Origin of the sequence: Jiella flava (assembly GCF_017349315.1) — a bacterium.
Lineage (GTDB): Bacteria > Pseudomonadota > Alphaproteobacteria > Rhizobiales > Rhizobiaceae > Jiella > Jiella flava.
The window spans coordinates 1-18,422 of the sequence record NZ_JAFMPP010000006.1 but is presented as its reverse complement, the minus strand read 5'-3'; the positions used below and the strand labels follow the sequence as shown (position 1 = coordinate 18,422).

General features: G+C 63.9%; 15 protein-coding genes. 8 read left to right on the top strand and 7 right to left on the bottom strand.

Annotation, left to right across the window (positions count from 1 at the left end):
* Nucleotides 1-144: 144 nt before the first annotated feature.
* The 5 genes from J1C48_RS08465 to J1C48_RS08445 form a co-directional block, all read right to left on the bottom strand.
* Nucleotides 145-1,155, bottom strand: a complete 1,011-nt coding sequence (locus J1C48_RS08465) for an ABC transporter ATP-binding protein (RefSeq protein ID WP_207257403.1) — start codon at nt 1,153-1,155, stop codon at nt 145-147.
* Nucleotides 1,148-2,158, bottom strand: coding sequence for an ABC transporter ATP-binding protein (locus J1C48_RS08460; protein ID WP_231081655.1), 1,011 nt, complete (start codon nt 2,156-2,158; stop codon nt 1,148-1,150). The genes J1C48_RS08465 and J1C48_RS08460 overlap by 8 nt, the downstream gene beginning before the upstream one ends.
* 163 nt (nt 2,159-2,321) lie before the next feature.
* Nucleotides 2,322-3,245, bottom strand: coding sequence for an ABC transporter permease (locus tag J1C48_RS08455; RefSeq protein ID WP_207257402.1), 924 nt, complete (start codon nt 3,243-3,245; stop codon nt 2,322-2,324).
* Entirely contained in the window at nt 3,242-4,165 is a 924-nt protein-coding gene (locus tag J1C48_RS08450) for an ABC transporter permease subunit (protein WP_207257401.1), read from the bottom strand. The genes J1C48_RS08455 and J1C48_RS08450 overlap by 4 nt, the downstream gene beginning before the upstream one ends.
* Before the next feature lie 183 nt (nt 4,166-4,348).
* Nucleotides 4,349-5,935 carry a peptide ABC transporter substrate-binding protein gene (locus J1C48_RS08445; protein WP_207257400.1) on the bottom strand — a complete coding sequence of 529 codons (1,587 nt, stop codon included), beginning with the start codon at nt 5,933-5,935 and terminating at the stop codon, nt 4,349-4,351.
* A 493-nt stretch (nt 5,936-6,428) separates the two neighbouring features.
* Here J1C48_RS08445 and J1C48_RS08440 point away from each other — a divergent pair, with 493 nt between their 5' ends.
* The 5 genes from J1C48_RS08440 to J1C48_RS08420 all read left to right on the top strand — a co-directional run bounded on the left by J1C48_RS08440 (nt 6,429) and on the right by J1C48_RS08420 (nt 12,076).
* Nucleotides 6,429-8,315, top strand: a complete 1,887-nt coding sequence (locus tag J1C48_RS08440; RefSeq protein WP_207257399.1) for an ABC transporter ATP-binding protein — start codon at nt 6,429-6,431, stop codon at nt 8,313-8,315.
* A complete protein-coding gene (locus J1C48_RS08435; protein WP_207257398.1) occupies nt 8,312-10,219 on the top strand; it encodes an ABC transporter ATP-binding protein in 1,908 nt (635 codons plus the stop codon). Before J1C48_RS08440 ends, J1C48_RS08435 begins: the two co-directional genes overlap by 4 nt.
* Nucleotides 10,220-10,346: 127 nt before the next feature.
* Nucleotides 10,347-10,760 (top strand): ketosteroid isomerase-related protein, encoded by a 414-nt coding sequence (locus J1C48_RS08430; RefSeq protein ID WP_207257397.1) that lies wholly within the window; start codon nt 10,347-10,349, stop codon nt 10,758-10,760.
* A gap of 14 nt (nt 10,761-10,774) precedes the next feature.
* On the top strand, nt 10,775-11,386 hold the full coding sequence (locus J1C48_RS08425) for a GNAT family N-acetyltransferase (protein WP_231081654.1): 612 nt from the start codon (nt 10,775-10,777) through the stop codon (nt 11,384-11,386).
* A 321-nt stretch (nt 11,387-11,707) separates the two neighbouring features.
* Nucleotides 11,708-12,076 carry a hypothetical protein gene (locus J1C48_RS08420; protein WP_210345353.1) on the top strand — a complete coding sequence of 123 codons (369 nt, stop codon included), beginning with the start codon at nt 11,708-11,710 and terminating at the stop codon, nt 12,074-12,076.
* A gap of 76 nt (nt 12,077-12,152) precedes the next feature.
* Here the strand turns inward: J1C48_RS08420 and J1C48_RS08415 are convergent, their stop codons facing one another.
* On the bottom strand, nt 12,153-13,229 hold the full coding sequence (locus tag J1C48_RS08415) for a histone deacetylase family protein (protein ID WP_207257396.1): 1,077 nt from the start codon (nt 13,227-13,229) through the stop codon (nt 12,153-12,155).
* Between the two features lie 277 nt (nt 13,230-13,506).
* On the opposite strand from J1C48_RS08415, the gene J1C48_RS08410 reads away from it, so the two are divergent.
* From J1C48_RS08410 to J1C48_RS08400, 3 genes are all read left to right on the top strand, one after another.
* Complete coding sequence (locus tag J1C48_RS08410) at nt 13,507-14,712, top strand: pyridoxal phosphate-dependent aminotransferase (protein ID WP_207257395.1); 1,206 nt, start codon at nt 13,507-13,509, stop codon at nt 14,710-14,712.
* Nucleotides 14,713-15,446: 734 nt separating this feature from the next.
* Nucleotides 15,447-16,799 (top strand): hypothetical protein, encoded by a 1,353-nt coding sequence (locus tag J1C48_RS08405; RefSeq protein WP_207257394.1) that lies wholly within the window; start codon nt 15,447-15,449, stop codon nt 16,797-16,799.
* A gap of 63 nt (nt 16,800-16,862) precedes the next feature.
* Nucleotides 16,863-17,819, top strand: a complete 957-nt coding sequence (locus J1C48_RS08400) for a COG3904 family protein (protein WP_207257393.1) — start codon at nt 16,863-16,865, stop codon at nt 17,817-17,819.
* 170 nt (nt 17,820-17,989) lie between these two features.
* Here the strand turns inward: J1C48_RS08400 and J1C48_RS08395 are convergent.
* Nucleotides 17,990-18,422 (bottom strand): transposase (locus tag J1C48_RS08395; protein ID WP_207257392.1); only part of this gene is annotated, 433 nt, incomplete at its 5' end.

Genomic DNA, 18,422 nt, shown 5'->3' with positions numbered 1-18,422 from the left:
CTGCGTTTGTCGCTGGAGCGCCCCGCGTTTGATCGGACGCAGGAAGGACGCTCGAACTCTTTGCATCGACGCATCGTGCTTTGCCGAAAATCGACTGGGATTTTCGGGCCGATGCTGTTGAATGCGGTTGGGGCTGTTGCTCTTTCAGCCCGCGGCCAGCGCCGGATCGGCGCGCACCTCGGTCCAGAACAGACAGGCCACCTGATGGTCGGCATCGACCTTGGCAAGCGGCGGCAGATCCTTGGCGCAGTCCTCGCGCGCGATCGGGCAGCGGGTGCGAAAGCCGCAGCCGGACGGCGGGTTGATCGGCGAGGGCGGATCGCCCTGCAGCGCGGTGCGCTCGCGGCTGCGAGCGACCACGGGATCGGGGATCGGCGCGGCGGAAAGCAACGCCTGCGTATAAGGATGCGCCGGGTTTTGAAACACCTGTTGGCGCGGACCGATCTCGACGATGCGTCCGAGATAAAGAACCAGGATGCGGTCGGAAACGAGCCGCACGACCGACAGATCGTGGCTGATGAAGATCAGCGTCAGTCCCATGCGCTCTTTCAGCGCTTTCAGGAGATTGACGATTTGCGCCTGGATCGAGACGTCGAGGGCTGAGACCGGCTCGTCGCAGACGATCAGCTTCGGCTCGGTCACGATCGCCCGGGCGATGCCGATGCGCTGGGCCTGACCGCCGGAAAACTCGTGCGGATAGCGATTGATCATCTCCGGCGCGAGGCCGACCTCGTCCATCACCCGCTCAACCCGCTTGCGCCGCTCGCCGCGCAGCAACTTCGGCTCGGCGATTTTGAGCGGCTCCTCGATGATCTGGCCGACATTCATGCGCGGATCGAGGGAGGCGACGGGATCCTGAAAAATGATCGAAAGATCGCGGCGGGCCTTGCGCATCTCGGTCTTCGACAACGCGGTCAGCGACCGCCCCTGCCAGACGACGCGGCCTTCCGTCGGCTCGATCAGGCGCAGGATCGAGCGGCCGAGCGTCGACTTGCCGCATCCCGATTCGCCGACGATACCCAGTGTTTCACCCTCCTCGAGGCAGAACGAAACGTCGCTGACCGCCGTCAGTCTCGCCGACTTCGCCAGCAGAGCGCGGCCGGGCAGAGTGAAGACGGTGGAGAGATTTTCGACCGAAAGCAGTGTCTCAGGCATGCTGACCCTCCGCAGTTCCGGCGGCCGCATCGATGAAAGGGGACCAGCAGGCGGCGCGCCGGCCAGGCGCCACGTCGGCGAGCGGCGGACGCTCGCTGCGGCATTTGTCCTTCGTGAACCCGCAGCGCGGGTTGAATGGACAGCCCCTCGGGAGATTGATGAGATCCGGCGGGCGGCCGCCGATCGGCTGGACGGCGTCCGCGTCGCGATCGACGCGGGGGATCGAGCGCAGCAGCGCGGCGGTATAGGGCGCGGCTGGCCGGGCGAAGAGCTCGTCGACCGGCCCCTCTTCGACGATCCGGCCAGCATACATCACCACCACCCGGTCGGCGATGCCGGCGACGACGCCGAGATCGTGGGTGATGAGGATCAGTGCCGTTCCGGCATCGGCGGTAAGATCACGGAAGAGATCGAGGATTTGCGCCTGAATGGTGACGTCGAGCGCCGTGGTCGGTTCGTCGGCGACGATCAGCTTGGGGCGGCACAAGAGCGCCATGGCGATGACCACGCGTTGACGCATGCCGCCCGACAGCTCATGCGGATACTGGTTGATCCGCCGCTCGGCCTCCGGAATGCCGACTTTCTTCATGATCGCCAGCGCTTCCGCCTCGGCCGCCTTGCCTTTCAGGCCCTTGTGGATGACCAGCGTCTCGATCAGCTGATGCTTGATCTTCATCGCCGGGTTGAGCGCGGTCATCGGATCCTGAAAGACCATCGCCATGTCGGCGCCGCGCACCGTGTCGAGTTCCTTGGAACTCATCGCCAAAAGATCGCGGCCCTCGAAATTGACCGCGCCACGGGTCTCGGCGTTGCGGGCAAGAAGGCCAAAGACGCCGTTGAATGTCTGGCTCTTGCCGGAGCCGGATTCGCCAACGACGGCCACCGTCTCACCGCGTGCAACGGCAAGGTCGAGACCATTGACGGCATTGACCGTGCCGTCCAGCGTCGTGAAGCGGACGGTGTAGTCGGACAGGGTCAGAAGGGGCTCTATGGTCGCATTCAAAGGCCGTGTCCCTTTTTCCAGTTTATCCTGAGATCGCTCATCACCGGATGCCGTGATCCATGTCGTTCCATTGCGGATTCGTGCTTTCGATCAGACCTGTCATTCCTTTTCGTCAACCACAACGCGCGGCGGTTTGGCATGGTGGCAAAACGCCTGGTTCTCATCACCGATCCTTCGGGTCGAAGGCGTCGCGCAGGCCGTCACCGATGAAGGCGAGGGCCAGCAGCATCACGATGAGCACGCCGCCGGGAAAGAGCAGCAGCCAGTCGGCGGCGCCGAGGGCGGCGGCGCCTTCCGAAATCAGCGTACCGAGCGACGTCAGCGGCTCCTGCACACCGAAGCCGAGATAGGACAGGAAGCTTTCGGTGACGACGATCTCTGGGATCGTCAGCGTCGCATAGATCACCACCGGGCCGACGAGGTTCGGCACGATGTGCCTTAAGATGATGGCGAAGTTGGAGACGCCGCCGGCCCGCGCCGCTTCGACGAACTCCTTTTCCTTCAGGGACAGCGTCTGGCCGCGGACGATCCGGGCCATGGTCAGCCATTCGAGCAGGCCGATGGCGGCAAAGAGCAGGAAGACGTTGCGCCCGAACATCACCATCAACAGGATGACGAAGAGGATGTAGGGAAGCGCATACATGACATCGACGAAGCGCATCATCGCGCTGTCGACGCGGCCGCCGGCAAAGCCTGCGATCGCTCCGTAGAGCACGCCGACCACTACCGAGACGGTGGTCGCGATCAGCGCGACGAGCAGCGAAACGCGGGTGCCGTAGAGGGTGCGCGCGAGGAGATCGCGGCCGTTCTGGTCGGTGCCGAAATAGTGGCCGCTTTCGATCGACGGCGGCGCGGTGAACGCGCTCCAGTCAGGCGTTTCAAAGTCGTAGGGGACGAGATGCGGCCCGACGATCGCGGCGATCACGATCAAAGCGAAGATGACGATCGCCGTCATCGCCGCCTTGTTGGCGCGCAGGCGCCGAAGCGCGTCGCGGCTGACCGAGCGGGGCTTGCCCCGGGGAATGGCGTCATCGCGCTCGATGAACGCCTCTTCGAGGGCTTGGCGCTTGCCGGCGTAAAGGCTCATCGCTGCCGCACCTTCGGATCGAGCCAGGCATAGGCGAGATCGACAAGCAGGTTCAAAACCACGATCAGCGCCATGTAGAAGACCACCGTCCCGAGAACCATGCCGTAGTCGCGATTGAGCGCGGCCTGGACGAAATAGCGGCCGATGCCGGGGATGCCGAAAATCTGCTCGACCACGATGGAGCCGGTGAGGAGATAGCTGGCGGCCGGACCAAGATAGGAAACGACGGGCGTGAGCGCCGGGCGCAGGGCGTGTTTGAGAACGACGCGCCGGCGGCCGATGCCCTTGGCCGTCGCGGTCTTGATGAAGTTCGAGTTCAGCGTCTCGATCAACGAGCCGCGCATCAGCCGGGAGATGCGGGCGATATGGGGCAGGGCAAGCACCACCACCGGCATCGCCAGGAAGCGGATCGAGCCGTCGCCCCAGCCGCCGACCGGCAGCCAGGCGAGATGGACGCCGAAGACGAGTTGCAGGATCGGCGCGACGAGAAAGTTCGGCACCACCAGTCCGGCCATCGCGACGATGGCGATGAGCCAGTCGGCCGAACGGTTTTGGTAGAGCGCGCCGTAGATCCCCGCGGTGATGCCGCCGACGATCGCCAGGAAGAAAGCCGAGCCGCCGACGATCAGCGTATAAGGCAGGCCGATGGCGATCTGCTGGGCGACGGTGAAGTCCTTGGTGACGAAGGACGGCCCGAGATCGAGCTGAGCAAGCCGCAGGAGATAGCGAAGATACTGGACGATCAGCGGGTCATTCAGGTGATAATAGGCCCGCAGATTGGCGAGAACATCGGGGGGCAGCGCGCGCTCTTGGTCGAACGGGCCGCCCGGCGCCAGGCGCAGGATGAAGAAGCAGACCGTGATCGCGATCAAAATGACCGGGATCGTCGAGGCCAGCCGCTTCAGAACGAAGGTCAGCATGTCGGGATCGTTTCGTCAGGTCAGGCCCGAGGCTCCTTGATCGGCCGCGATGCCTTGGGAATGGTGCGAGCGCCCTTCGACCGGTTTCGGTTCAACGGCGCTCGCTCTCGATCATGGCCGTCGGGGTCGTTTTGCGCGACCCCGCTTCGACCGCCCTTGCTGGCGGCTTCGTCCGTCTGCCGCTTATTTGTCGAGCGACAGCCAGCGGGTGCGGTGCTTGTCGAAGACGTTGTCCTTGAACCCCTTCACCTTTGGCGACACCAGGTTTTCAGACAGGTAGAAATAAATCGGCATGGCCGCGTCGTCGTCGAGCGCGATCTGTTCGGCCTGTTTCAAGAGCGTGGCGCGCTTTTTGAGATCGCTTTCGGTCGACGCCTGCTTCAGCAGAGCATTGTATTCCTTATTGTTCCACTTGCCGTAATTCATCTCGTTGCCGCCCTTCAGCAGGTCGAGGAAGTTGATCGGATCGTTGAAATCGGCGAGCCAGCCGGCGCGCGCGACCTGGAAGTCGCCCTCGCGCAGATTGGCGTAGTGGACCTTCACCTCGGCATTGACCAGCTTGACGTTGACGCCGAGCGGCTTCCACATGGCCGCGATGGCGATGGCGATCCGCTTGTGATTGTCGCTGGTGTTGTAGCTCAGCGTGACGTCCAGCGGATGGTCGGGGCCGTAGCCGGCTTCCTTCAGCAGCGCCTTGGCCTCTTTGACACGCTGGGGATAAGGCTCTTTGGCCCATTTGAACCGGGCCCCTTCCTTCGGATAGTTGTCCATGCCGGGGGGAACCCAGCCGAAGGCGGCGGGCTCGCCACTGGTCAGCACTTTCGGGCCGATGACCTCGCGATAGATCGCCTTCGACAGCGCCTCGCGAACCCGCTTGTCATCGAAGGGCGGCTTCTGCTCGTTGAAGAGGTAGTAATAGAGGCCCGCGAATGGCGTAAAGTGGCCCTGGCCGGGCAGGTTCTTCTGGATGAACGTGTACTGGTCCTTCGGATACGCCGTCATGATGTCGATTTCGCCGGCCTGATAGCGGCGGAAGCCGGCCGCATTGTCTTCCATCGAGAGGAAGCGCACACCGTCGATATCGAGCTTGTCCTTGCCCGGCCAATAGGGGTTCTTGGCGGTCAGGACATGGCTGCCTGGCACCCACTCGACTGGCTTGTAGGGCCCGTCCGTGACGATATTGCCGATCTTGACCCAGTCGTCGCCGACTTTGTCGATCAGGTGCTTGGGCAAGGGATAGGCGGTGAAATGGCACAACAGGCTGCGATAGTAAGGAATGGGATGTTCCAGCGTGATCTCAAGCGTCTTGTCGTCCAGCGCCTTGACGCCGAGCTGGCTGAAATCCTTGATCTTGCCGGTGTTGATCGCCTCGGCATTCTTGATCGGGTACTGGATATAGGCGTATTCGGACGCGGTCTTCGGATCCATCAGTCGCTGGAAGGCGAAGACGAAATCCTCCGCCGTGACCGGTTGGCCGTCCGACCATTTGGCGTCGTCGCGCAGTTTGAAGGTCCATGTCAGACCGTCTTTCGAGGTCTCATAGCTCTTGGCGACGCCGAGGATGGGCTTGGCCTCAGCGTCCTCGGTGAAGAGCCCCTCGAAGATGTCGCCATCGACGCGGTCTTCCCAGTCGCCGCTGATCTTCTGCGGATCGAGTGAGGTGACGTCGCCGCCATTGTAGACGACAAGATCCCTGGCCTCGGCCGAGCCGAAGGCGAGCAGCGTCGAAAGCACCACGACGCCGGTGAAAGTTTTGAAGGAAAAGTTCATTTTGCCCCCCGGAACGATCGGATTATCGCGCCCGCACGCGCGACCATGGCGAGCATCTTTCCGATTTACTCCCCTCTGTCCAGTGCTCAATTGCCTAGAAAATTGACGCGCCCATAAGACAGGCAGTAAGCGGCGGTCCGCCGGTAAATTCATTTAGACCCTGAAAATCAGGCTGTTCGGAAGTTGTTTCCGATCGATCATTCGTCGCATTCATGACGGTTGGATGTGGGAATATTTTTTTAGCGCTGGGCAACTGCTCGGCGTTGACCGCTCATCCGGACCGGACCGGTTTCAGCCTGGCTTCAACAGTTGACGATGACCGGCATGACCGGCTCGCGCCACCCCCCTGATTTTTGCCGCCGCTGAGCCTATATGAGCCTATGTCAGCACGCGGGGGCGGCTGCATTGTCGTTAATGGCTTTGCCTTCGGGGTAAGCCGCTTGTCGCGATCACGGCCGTCTCGGCCACTGTCCGGATATGTCAGGAAACAGCGATGTTCTCGAAATTCGAGAGGATGGTTGACGCGTTCCCCGCGCCAGAACTGAACGCTCCGCCGCCCAAGACGCTCGCAAAGTTCATCTGGTTCTTCGCCCGGCCGTTTTGGCCGCTGTTCCTTGCCATGGCCGTGATCACCGCGCTGATTTCGACGATCGAGGTCTCGCTGTTCGGCTTTCTCGGCCATTTGGTCGATTGGTTCGGCGACACGCCGCCGGATCGCTTCCTGGCCGAACGTGGCTGGCAGCTGGCGCTGATGGGCGTCGTTATTATGATCGTCCTGCCGGGAATCCAGTTCATCGACGGCTTGGTCAGTTTTCAGGCGCTGTTCGGCAATTTTCCGATGCGCTTCCGCTTTCTGATGCACCGCTGGTTGCTCGGCCATTCGCTGAGTTTCTTTCAGGATGAATTTGCCGGCCGGGTCTCGCAGAAGCTGATGCAGACGGCACTCGCGGTGCGCGAGACCGTCGGCAAGTCGATCGACGTCTTTCTCTATGTCGCGGTGTATTTTACCGGCGTCGTCATTCTCGCGGCGTCGTCGGATTGGAAGCTGGCGCTGCCCTTTGTCGGTTGGCTGATCCTCTACGCGGTGATGTTGCGCTGGTTCATTCCTCGGCTCGATAAGGTGGCGGAAAGTCAGGCCGATGCCCGCGCCGAGATGACCGGCCGGATTGTCGACGCCTATGCCAATGTGCAGACGGTCAAGCTCTTTGCCCATACGCGGCGCGAGGCTGATTACGCCCGCCAGTCGATGGGCGGATTTCTGACCACGGTCTACGGCCAGGGGCGGCTGATCACACTGTTCGTTTTCTGCCTGCAGAGCCTCAATTCGCTGCTGTTGTTCACAGTCGGCGCGGCGGGCATCGGCTTATGGGTGAATGGCCTTGTCACCGTCGGCGCGATCGCTGCGTCGGTCGGGCTGGTGCTGCGCATCCACGGCATGTCGCAATGGATCATGTGGGAGGTCTCGGCGCTGTTCGAGAATATCGGCACGATCCGCGACGGGATGGCGACCTTGAGCATTCCCCATGCCATCACCGATCGCCCGCAGGCGCCGCCGCTCGCCGTGCCGAAGGGCGAAATCCGTTTTGAAAAGGTGTCGTTTCACTATGGCAAGGATGGCGGCGTTCTGTCCGATTTCGGCCTGACCATCCGGCCCGGCGAAAAGGTCGGTCTCATCGGCCGCTCCGGTGCCGGCAAATCGACGATCCTCAATCTTTTGATGCGCTTCCACGACGTCGAGAGCGGCCGCATCCTGATCGACGGCACCGACATTCGCGATGTCGGGCAGGAAAGCCTGCGCGCCAGGATCGGCATGGTCACCCAGGACACGTCGCTGCTCCACCGCTCGATCCGCGACAACGTGCTCTATGGTCGGCCGGATGCCGGCGAAGCGGCGCTTGAAGCGGCCGTGCGGCGGGCGGAGGCGGCCGATTTCGTCGCCGAGCTGCGTGATCGCGACGGCCGGACCGGCCTCGACGCCGAGGTCGGCGAGCGCGGCGTCAAGCTGTCCGGCGGCCAGCGCCAGCGCATCGCCATCGCTCGCGTCATGCTGAAGGATGCACCGATCCTGTTGCTCGACGAGGCGACCTCGGCACTTGATTCCGAGGTCGAGGCAGCGATCGCCGAAAATCTCTACCGGCTGATGGAGGGCAAGACGGTGATCGCCGTCGCCCATCGGCTGTCGACGATTGCCGCGCTCGATCGGCTGATCGTGCTCGACAAGGGCGCGATCGTCGAAACCGGCAGCCATGCCGAACTCGTCGCGCAGGGGGGGCTTTATGCCAAGCTCTGGTCGCGCCAGGTCGGCGGGTTTCTGGCTGCTGGCGACAGCGATGAGGCCCAGAACGGCACGGCGGCGGCCGGCATGCGAGCGGCGGAATGATGGATCGCCTGCTCCAGCGCTTTGAGCGGATCCTCGATCCCTTCGAGGATGAGCCGCGCCCGCAGGCGGATGGGGTCTATCGCACCGGTCATCTGCGACCTCTGCCGGATGACACCAATGCCTTCATCTGGCATTTCGCCAATCAGGCGAAAGGGCCGCTCATCGGCCTGCTCATCGTTGGCGGCCTGACCGGCGGCGTCGAGGCGTTGCTGTTTACCGGCGTCGGCTGGCTGGTCGACGCACTCGGCACCTCAACGCCGCAAACGCTTCTCGCCGATCATTTCTGGCTGCTCGCCGGGCTGTTGTTTCTCACCCTGATCGGCCGGGCAGCGCTCCTGTTCGTGTCGTCGGTGCTCGAAGAACAGGTGATTTCGCCGAGTTTCTACAACCGTATCCGCTGGCAGAGCTATCGACGGCTGATGGAGCAGGCGTACACCTTCTTCCAGAACGATTTCGGCGGCCGGCTCGGCCAGAAGGTCCAGCAGGTGGGGGCGGCGACGGGCGATTTCGTCGTGACGATCCTGCAAACCTTCTGGGGCTTCGTCACCTTCATTATCCTCACCACCACCATCCTGGGCTCGATCGACGCACGCATGGCGATCGTCCTCGCCATTTGGGTCGCGGGCTATGTCTGGATCGTGCGCAATCTTCTGCCGAAGATCCGCAAGTTCGGCCGCGCCAGCGCCGATGCGCGCTCGATCGTCTCCGGCCGGGTGGTCGACAGCTTCACCAACATCTTGTCGGTCAAGCTGTTTGATTCCGCTCGCCGGGAGGACGCCTTCGTCAAGGACGGTTTTGTCTATCTCGTCGACATGACCCGCCGCTCCACCCGGGCGATCACCGAAGTGCGGACGATCGTTGCGCTGCTCAACGGCTTCATGATGGCCGGCGTCGGCGTCATCGCCACCCTCGGCTGGCGGGACGGAGCGGTGACGGCGGGCGGTGTCGCCACGGCGCTGGGGCTGGTGCTGCGGCTGAACCAGATGTCCGGCTGGATGATGTTCAACATCAACGGCCTCGTTCGCAATTACGGGACCATCCAGGACGCGGTGGCGACGATCACCCGGATCCCAACCCTGGTCGATGCGGCCGACGCGACGCCGCTGGTCGCGCGCGAGGGCCAGATCCGCTTCGACGCGGTCACCTTCCACTATGGCAAGGGCGGCGGCGTCATCTCCAATCTCGACATCGACATCAAGTCGGGCGAGAAGGTCGGTCTGGTCGGCCGGTCGGGCGCCGGCAAGACCACCCTCGTCAATCTCTTGCTGCGGCTCTACGATCTCGAGGGCGGGCGGATCACCATCGACGGCCAGGATATTTCCGCTGTGACGCAGGACTCGCTGCGCGCTGCGATCGGCGTCGTCACCCAGGACACCTCGCTCCTGCATCGCTCGATCCGCGACAACATTGCTTACGGCCGCCCGGACGCCGATGATGCGGCGATCGCACTTGCCGCGCGCCGGGCCAGTGCCGACGGCTTCATCGCCGGACTGCGCGATCCCAAAGGTCGCAGCGGCTTCGACGCCCATGTCGGCGAGCGCGGCATCAAGCTGTCTGGCGGCCAGCGCCAGCGCATCGCCATCGCCCGCGTGCTCTTGAAGGACGCGCCGATTCTCGTTCTCGATGAGGCGACCTCGGCGCTCGATTCCGAGGTCGAGGCGGCGATCCAGGACAACTTCACCCGGATGATGGAGGGCAAGACCGTCATTGCCATCGCCCACCGCCTGTCGACCATCGCGGCGATGGACCGGCTGCTGGTGATGGACAAGGGCGCGATCGTCGAGGACGGCTCCCACGAGCAGCTTCTGGCGCAAGGCGGGCTCTATGCCAGCCTGTGGCGGCGTCAATCCGGAGGGTTCCTGTTCAGCGATGCGGACGATGAGGAAAAGAGCGCGGCCGAGTGAGTTGCCGGTCCGTGTCGCGGCGGCGAATTTGGCTGTGCGGACGCGAAAACCGATTCCGGTTTGCCGGCCGATGCGGTAAGTGGCGCTGGACTCCGCTTGCAACCTCGCGATCGATTGAAGGATGCCCATGACCCGCGCTGCGACCGAAACGCTGATCCACCGCTATCTCGAGGCCTTCAACACGGGCGATCTCGACACGATGTTCGTCTGCCTCGACGAGGATGTCGCCCACGACGTTAACGAGGGCGAGCGGGAGATCGGCCGCGAGGCGTTCCGCCGCTTCATGGCGGCGATGCATCGACACTACGACGAGACGCTGGCCGACATCGTTGTCTTCGCATCCGAGGACGGCAGCCGGGCGGCCGCCGAATTCACCGTGCGCGGCCGCTATATCGAGACCGCCGCCGGCCTGCCGGAGGCGAGCCATCAGGCCTATTCGATCCCGGCCGGCCAGTTTTTTACGATCGACGACGGCAAGATTTCCCGCCTCACCACCTATTACAATCTGAAGGCCTGGATCGCAGCCGTTTCCAAGGCATGACAGGCGAGGGCGCGATGCGCGGTGAGAGCGATGAAACCCTGAGCTTCGCTGTCCTTTCGGGCGGCGAGATCGAGCCGATCCTCGCGGATCTTGCCCGGCTTCGGACCATCGTCTTTCGCGCGTTTCCCTATCTCTATGACGGCGACGAGGCTTATGAGCGCAATTACCTGCGTACTTATGGCGAGTCGCCGGGGGCAATGGTGGTGATCGCGAGCAGCGGCAAGGGCGAGATCGTCGGCGCGGCGACGGCTGCCCCGCTCGGCGATCACCAGCCGCAGCTGGCCGCTGCCTTTGCCCGCCAGGGGATCGACCCCACCGAGGTTTTCTATCTCGCCGAGTCGGTGCTGCTTCCCGCCTATCGCGGCCTCGGCGCCGGCCACCGCTTCTTCGACGCCCGCGAGGCGGCGGGCCGGGAGCAGGGATTCGGCATCGCCGCCTTTTGCGGCGTCGTCCGGCCGGCCGATCATCCGCGGCGGCCCGCCGATTATGCCCCGCTCGACGGGTTCTGGGCGAAACGTGGCTATCGCAGGGTCGACGGCCTCGTATCCCATATGCGCTGGCGCGATATCGGCGAGAGCGAGGAAAGCGAAAAGCCGATGCAGTTCTGGATGCGTCGCCTGGATTAGATCGCCCTGCATTCCATCGGACGCAGAAGGCGCGCTCTGACTCTTTGAAACGATGCATCGTGAATTGACGCATCGTGCTTTGCCGAAAATCGATTCCGATTTTCGCGCCGAAGCTGAGACGGTCGCAGTTCTCTCGCCACGTCATTGTCTGAATGCCGCATGAATGGCGGTTTCCGGCTCGGTTCAGGGCCGGCTTGCCATGGTGTCTTCATCGATAATCGACAGACGGCCGCCGCGCGGCTCGACGCATCAGGCCTCGGCTCGTTCGCGCACTGGCTTTCAACCGGACGGGCGATGCCGAGATCGAAGGAGAAACCGAAAATGTTCCAGACCCTTGCGAAAACCCTTTGCATCGTCGCCGCGCTTGGCTCGGCCGCCATTGCCGCGCCGTCGGTTGCCGCCGCCGAAAGCCGTGCCACGATCACCATCGGCGGCGACCGGGTCCATGTCATCCGCGATCGCCGTCACGGTGACCGCCGCGACCGCTGGGATCGGCGCGAGCGTTGGGACCGCCCGGCTTGCTCGCCGCGCCATGCGGTTCGCAAGGCCGAGCGCATGGGGGTGCGCCACGCCCATATCCGCCGCGTCGACCGGCGGGCGATCGTCGTCGCCGGCCGCCGTCATCACCACCGTCAGATCGTGCGCTTTGCCCGTGCTCCGGGCTGCCCGGTCATTGCCTATCGCCGCTGATCGTTGCCGCTAGCGGTCAGGGCGGTCGCCGCTCCTCGGTCTCAGATCGGGGGGCGGTGTTTTCATGATCGCGCTGTCAGTCGCCATGGGCCGTCATGAAAGCCTCGACGAAGGCAGGTGCCGCCTCCGAGACGGCGGCTAGCGAATAGCCGCCCTCCTGGATGATCACGCTCGGCAGCTTCAGTTCGCCGAGCATGGTTCCGACCGCGGGATAGGCGTCGGTGGTCACTTCGAGCCGCGACAGCGGATCCTGGCGATGGGCGTCCCAGCCGGCCGAAATCACCAGTGCCTCGGCGCCGAAGCGGACTGCCTCGTCGATCAGCTGCGCGATTGCGGCGAGAAAGTCGTCGTCGCCAGAGCCGAAAGCGAGCGGCCGATTGCGATTGCAGCCTTCGCCCGCGCCCGTCCCGATCTCGTCGGCATAGCCGAGAAAATGGGGGTAATAGGCCGAAGGATCGGTGTGGACCGAACCGAAGAAGATGTCGTTTCGGGCATAGAAGATCGTCTGGGTGCCGTCGCCGTGGTGGGTGTCGAAATCGATGATCGCGACTTTGGCATAGCGCTCGCGCAGGGTTTCGGCGGCGATCGCCGCATTGTTGAGAAAGCAAAAGCCGGAAGCTCGGTCGGCATAGGCGTGGTGGCCGGGCGGGCGGCAGAGCGCGAAGGCCGCCGTCTCGCCCGAGCGCACCGCGCGAGCGGCGGCGATGGCGCTGGCGGCCGACGCAAGGGCCGCCTCGTAGGTGCCGGCGGTCATGGCGCAGGACAGGTCGCCGATATACCAGCCGGTCTGACCGAGAATGCCGGTGGTGCGGGGCTGCGGCCGGGCGCCGTTGGCCTGCATTTCGGGCGCATAGGGGCGGGCGGTGGAAAAATAGGGATGGACGTTCGGAAGCACCTCGGGCCCGACATTCGGCAGCTCTCGGAAGCGCTGATAGGCGCTCGCGAGGAAGTCCAGATAATCGCCCGCATGCACGCGCGCGATGGCTGCACGATCGGCGGCCGGCGGTGTTGCAAGGCTCAGACCCAGCGCGCCGAGACCTCCGACTAGCGTTTCGGCACGGTTGGGATTTTCCAGCGGCGTGACCAGCTTGCCGTGGACGCCGTATTGCGTCGGCCGATGGTCGAGCTGGGTCTGTGAAAAGAAGAGCTTCATCCGTCGTCCTTGATCTCGCCTCTGGCCGGTTCGGCTGTGTGAAACGGCTATGATACCCTACCTGAAAGCCAGAGGGTCCGCCGCGATTTCAAGGGATTTCGGCCGCCTTGCCGGTCAGCGCCCGCCTCCTTCATGTCGGAAGGACGAACCCGCTCGGACGGGCGGTGGATCTTGATCTTGCACCCGGCGGCGGGCGGGACTAGGGTCCGCCGCGTTTGTCAAGGTGCGCGGGGCGAGTCCGGCACCGGACCGTTTTGAACCATCGGAGTGAAAGACAATGGCGTTTCTTGCCGCCGCCCTCGATCGCGTGAAGCCTTCGGCCACCATCGCCGTCTCGCAAAAGGCCCGCGAACTCAAGGCGAAAGGCCGCGACGTCATCGGCCTCGGTGCGGGCGAGCCGGATTTCGACACGCCGGACAACGTCAAGAATGCGGCGATGGAGGCGATCCGCCGCGGCGAAACGAAGTACACCCCGGTGTCCGGGATTCCGCAGCTGCGCGAGGCGATCGCCGCCAAGTTCAAGCGCGAGAACAATCTCGACTACAAGCCGGAGCAGACGATCGTCGGCACCGGCGGCAAGCAGGTGCTGTTCAATGCCTTCATGGCGACGATCAACCCCGGCGACGAGGTGATTATCCCGGCACCGTACTGGGTCAGCTACCCGGAGATGGTGGCGATCTGTGGCGGCACGTCGGTGTTCGTGGAAGCGGGCATCGCCACCGGCTTCAAGCTGACCGCCGAGGCGCTGGAACAGGCGATCACGCCGAAGACCAAGTGGTTCTTGTTCAACTCGCCGTCGAATCCGTCGGGCGCGGCCTATACCCATGACGAGTTGAAGGCGCTGACCGACGTGTTGATGCGCCATCCGCATGTCTGGGTGATGACCGACGACATGTATGAGCATCTCGTCTACGGCGATTTCACCTTCGCTACGCCGGCTGAGGTCGAGCCGGCGCTGTACGATCGCACGCTGACGATCAACGGCGTCTCCAAGGCCTATGCGATGACCGGCTGGCGGATCGGCTATGCCGGCGGCCCGCTGCCGCTGATCAAGGCGATGGACATGATCCAGGGTCAGCAGACCTCCGGCGCCTGCTCGATCGCCCAATGGGCGGCTGTCGAGGCGCTGAATGGCCCGCAGGATTTCATCCAGACGAACAAGGCGATCTTCCAGGGGCGCCGCGATCTCGTGGTCGGCATGCTGAACCAAGCCCGTGGCATCGAATGCCCGTCGCCGGAAGGCGCCTTCTACGTCTATCCCTCCTGCAAGGGGCTGATCGGCAAGACGACGCCGGGCGGCAAGGTGATCGAGAGCGACCAGGACTTCGTGACCGAGCTGCTCGAAGCCGAGGGCGTTGCGGTGGTGCATGGCTCGGCCTTTGGCCTCGGGCCGAACTTTCGGATCTCCTACGCCACCTCCGAGACGCTGCTCGAAGAGGCCTGCTCCCGCATCCAGCGCTTCTGTGGCAGCCTCGACGATTGACACGGTGCTGGCACGGGCCCGCGGCATGCGTCCACGGACCTTGAACATCTGCGCAAAGCGACCCTGATCGTGATCGACCCGCCACGGATTCGTCCGGTGGCGGGTTTTTCGTTGGGACCGCCGAGGGTGCGGCCAACAGCATCGTGCTTTCGAAAATCGGAATCGATTTTCGGCAAAGCACGATGCGTCGATTCAAAGGGTGAGAGCGACCTTTCCGCGTCCGATCGGACGCGGGGCGCTCTTGGCGCCGCAAGAGAGGCGGAAACCCAGGCACACGCGCAAAAAAAAGCCGGGCTCATAACGAACCCGGCATGAGGCTGGTCTCGAAAGACCATATGGGAGGAAACAGCCGGAGGCGACCGAATTGGGAGGAGGTGGTCAACCCGCCGACTGAGGATTGGAATAATAGATCCAGAAGATTGAGCAATCAAGATATGGGCATGACTGCTATGCGTTTTCATCATATCGGATTTCTATCATTGGCCAATTTTCAAGGTGATAGCAAATATCGTGATAGCTTTTATCTATTGATATAATACATCTATGCGTTGAATGCGCAGGTCGAAGATCCGTAGCCGGATATGCATTGCGGACGTTAACCGTTCCCGCAATTACCCCCGGCCGGGACAAGCTGGCGCAGCCGCGCGCCCTTACCTCAGCCGAACGAAAGTCTTAATCTTCCGTTAACGTCATCGGTTCGTTCGGCGACGCGTCGAGAGGAAGGTCTTGCGTTCATGGGGGCATCCCAGTCTTACACCTTGCGGGGACAGGTCACGCGGCTCGATGCGACGACGCGGATCACCCTGTCCGTGCTGGCGCTGGCGAGCGGCGTCTACACCTATCTCGGCGTCCGCGAGCTTTTAAACGGCAGCGAGACCGCCGTGTTTCTCGGCGCGATCGTCTACGCCTCGGCAGTCTCGGTCGCGATATACGCCTTCTGGTCCTATCTGATGCGGCTTATGCCGCATGTGCGCCAAGCTGGCGGCCGGCGCATGCTGTATCTCGCCATGGCGATCGGCGCGGCGATGATCATCGCCATGTCGTCCTGGTTGAACGCCGCCGCGCTTGCCGGTTCGGCAGCCCTGGAACAGCATCTTGCGGTGACCACCGAGGCCTATCAGCAAAAGCTCAACGAGGCCCATGAGAATGCGCTGGCAGCCCAAAGCCTGTTGCCGGATATTCAGCTCGCCTCCCAGCGCTTCTCGCAACTGTCGCAGGAAGAGGCGCGATCCGGGGCTCTGACGGGAACCTCGGGCTCGGGCACGGTGGTGCAGCTTCTGCGGCAGATGTCGGATCAACTGACGAGTTTGCAGGGCGAGATCGAGGGCTCGCGGAAAGAGGTGAAGGCGCTGTTCGAGCAAGGCGGGACGCATTTGGCCGCGATGCGCCGGCTGGTCTCCTCGCAGGGGCCGATTGCCGATCGCTCCAATTCCTTTGGCGAAGAGGCGGTACAGCTGTCGGGCTTGATAACCGCCCTTGATCAGACCTCGGTCGCACCGGCGGTGCGCCGGGCGGCGGAGGATCTCGGTCGCAGCTTCATCGCCCCGATTGCCGATGGGGTCGATGCCGATCTGCGCGATCGGCAAAGCCGCGTCGTTGGCACCATCGAAGCCGCGGTGAAGACCCAGAGTGCTGCGTTGGCGAGCGCCGCCGACGAAATCCTCGCCCGGCCGAAGGTCGAGCCGCTGCGCTTCACCCCGCTCTCGGCGCCCGAGGCGGTGATCCGCTATGCCCGCGACTTCCTGCCGTCCTGGGCGGGGGCGATCTCGATCGACCTCTTGCCGGCCGTGCTGATCTTCGTCCTTTGCATCATCCAGGATGTGATCCGCCGCGAGGAAGGTGACGAGTTCGAGGTTGGCGACATGAGCGCGGCCGAGCTGATGCGTGCGATCCGCATCCAAAAGAAGATCGAGAGCGCTCAGGTGGGAGCGGCGGACGAGGGGGTGAGCATGCCGCCGACGGAGCGGCCGGGGGATGCCGCGGCCGCCGAGGCCCGGGAGCTGGCAGATGCGGACGGCGATGCCGACATCGTCCAGCGCAATCGGCCGGGCGCGGCGACGCCATTTCCCAAGACCGCCACGCGCTGAGATGACGCGCGCCGTCTTGCCCCCGGCCGGGGCCGGTCTGCCTGCGATGCCGAGCCGGCCACGATGATCGGCGACGAGACCCCACCCGGCCGGTTGGAGCGGTTGATGCTGCGGGTGCCGGAAGGCTCGGTGCTGCGCTTGGTGTTTTCGGCGCTCGTGGCGGTTTCGATCGCGATCGTCGTCGTCGACTATCAAAACCTGTCCGAGCGCGCCGCCGAGCAGGAGCGGACCAGCCGCACCGAACCGATGCCGCTGCGCCGCCCGCAGCCGGGCGATCAGATTCGGCCTTATTTGCCAAAGACGATCCCGGTCGGGCCGGATCGCGGCGAGCCGGAACTGCCGGGCTATGACGGCCCGGTCGAGGGCGAGGCGCTCGCCGAGCCGATGCGGTTTTTCGTCGGAAAAAAGGGCGAGGCGACGGCGATCGGCCGGATCGAGGTTGGCACGGCCAAGGCGCTGCAGGCCTTTCTCGACAAGCCCGAGAGCGCCGGCGTTCAAACCCTCGTCCTGCATTCGCCCGGCGGCTCGGTCGCCGATGCGATCGCCATGGCCCGTGACATTCGCGCGCGCAAGGTCTCGACCCGGGTGCCCGCCGACGGCTATTGCGCGTCGGCCTGTCCGCTGGTGCTGGCCGGCGGCCTGACGCGGCGTGCCGGCGACGGCGCCTGGGTCGGTGTCCATCAGGTCTATGCGGTTTCGGGGGATGAGCCCGGCCTGCCGAGCGATGTCGATCGTTCGATCGCCGACATCCAGCAAACCAGCGCCGAATGCCAGAACCTGCTCGCCGAAATGGGCATCGATCCGGCGCTGTGGATCAAGGCGATGCAGACGCCGGCGGCCAGTCTCTATGTGCTGCGGCCTGAAGAGCTGGTGCGCTATCGTCTCGTGCGACCAATTCCCGACGCCCCGGCGCTGATCGGCCCGCCGGCACCGCACTACCCGGATTTTCCGCCCGGCGAAAGCGCCGCCGATCCAGCCGCAAAAACCGCTGGCGATCTCGAGCACACCTCATCGCTTTGAGAGGATAGGGGGCGCCTGGGGCCGCAAGCTCTTATAGCGCGAGACGGTTGGCGCGATCGATGATGCAGGCTCAACTGTCTTTGCCGGCTTGCCCCGTTGCAGGGCCCCCACCGTCGCGGGCACGCGGTGATGGACGGACCGCGAAGCGCGGTGCCTAGAGCGTCGGGCGATTAATCGGCAACATATCCTGCGGTCTTGAAATAATTCCAGCATTCGTCGGGCTCGAAGAGGTCGCAGATATCGCCGAGGGCTCGCCAGAGGTCGTCGGTGGTCCGGGCTTTGGCTTTGCGCAGAAGGGTTTTGAGCTTGGCGAAAGCCATTTCGATGGGATTGAGGTCGGGCGAGTATTTCGGCAAGAGCAGGCGCCAGGCGCCCCGTTCGGCGAGCGCCTTGGCCGCCCGGGGGCTCTTGTGGACATTGAGATTGTCCATGATCACCACGTCACCGGGCGAAAGACACGGCGCCAGTTGCGTGCGCACGTAGAGATCGAACGCCTCGCCATCCATGGCGCCGTCGATGACCCATGGTGCGACAAGTTCATGGCAGCGCAGGCCCGCCACGAAGGTCTGGGTCTGCCATTTGCCGAATGGCGCATCGGCCCGC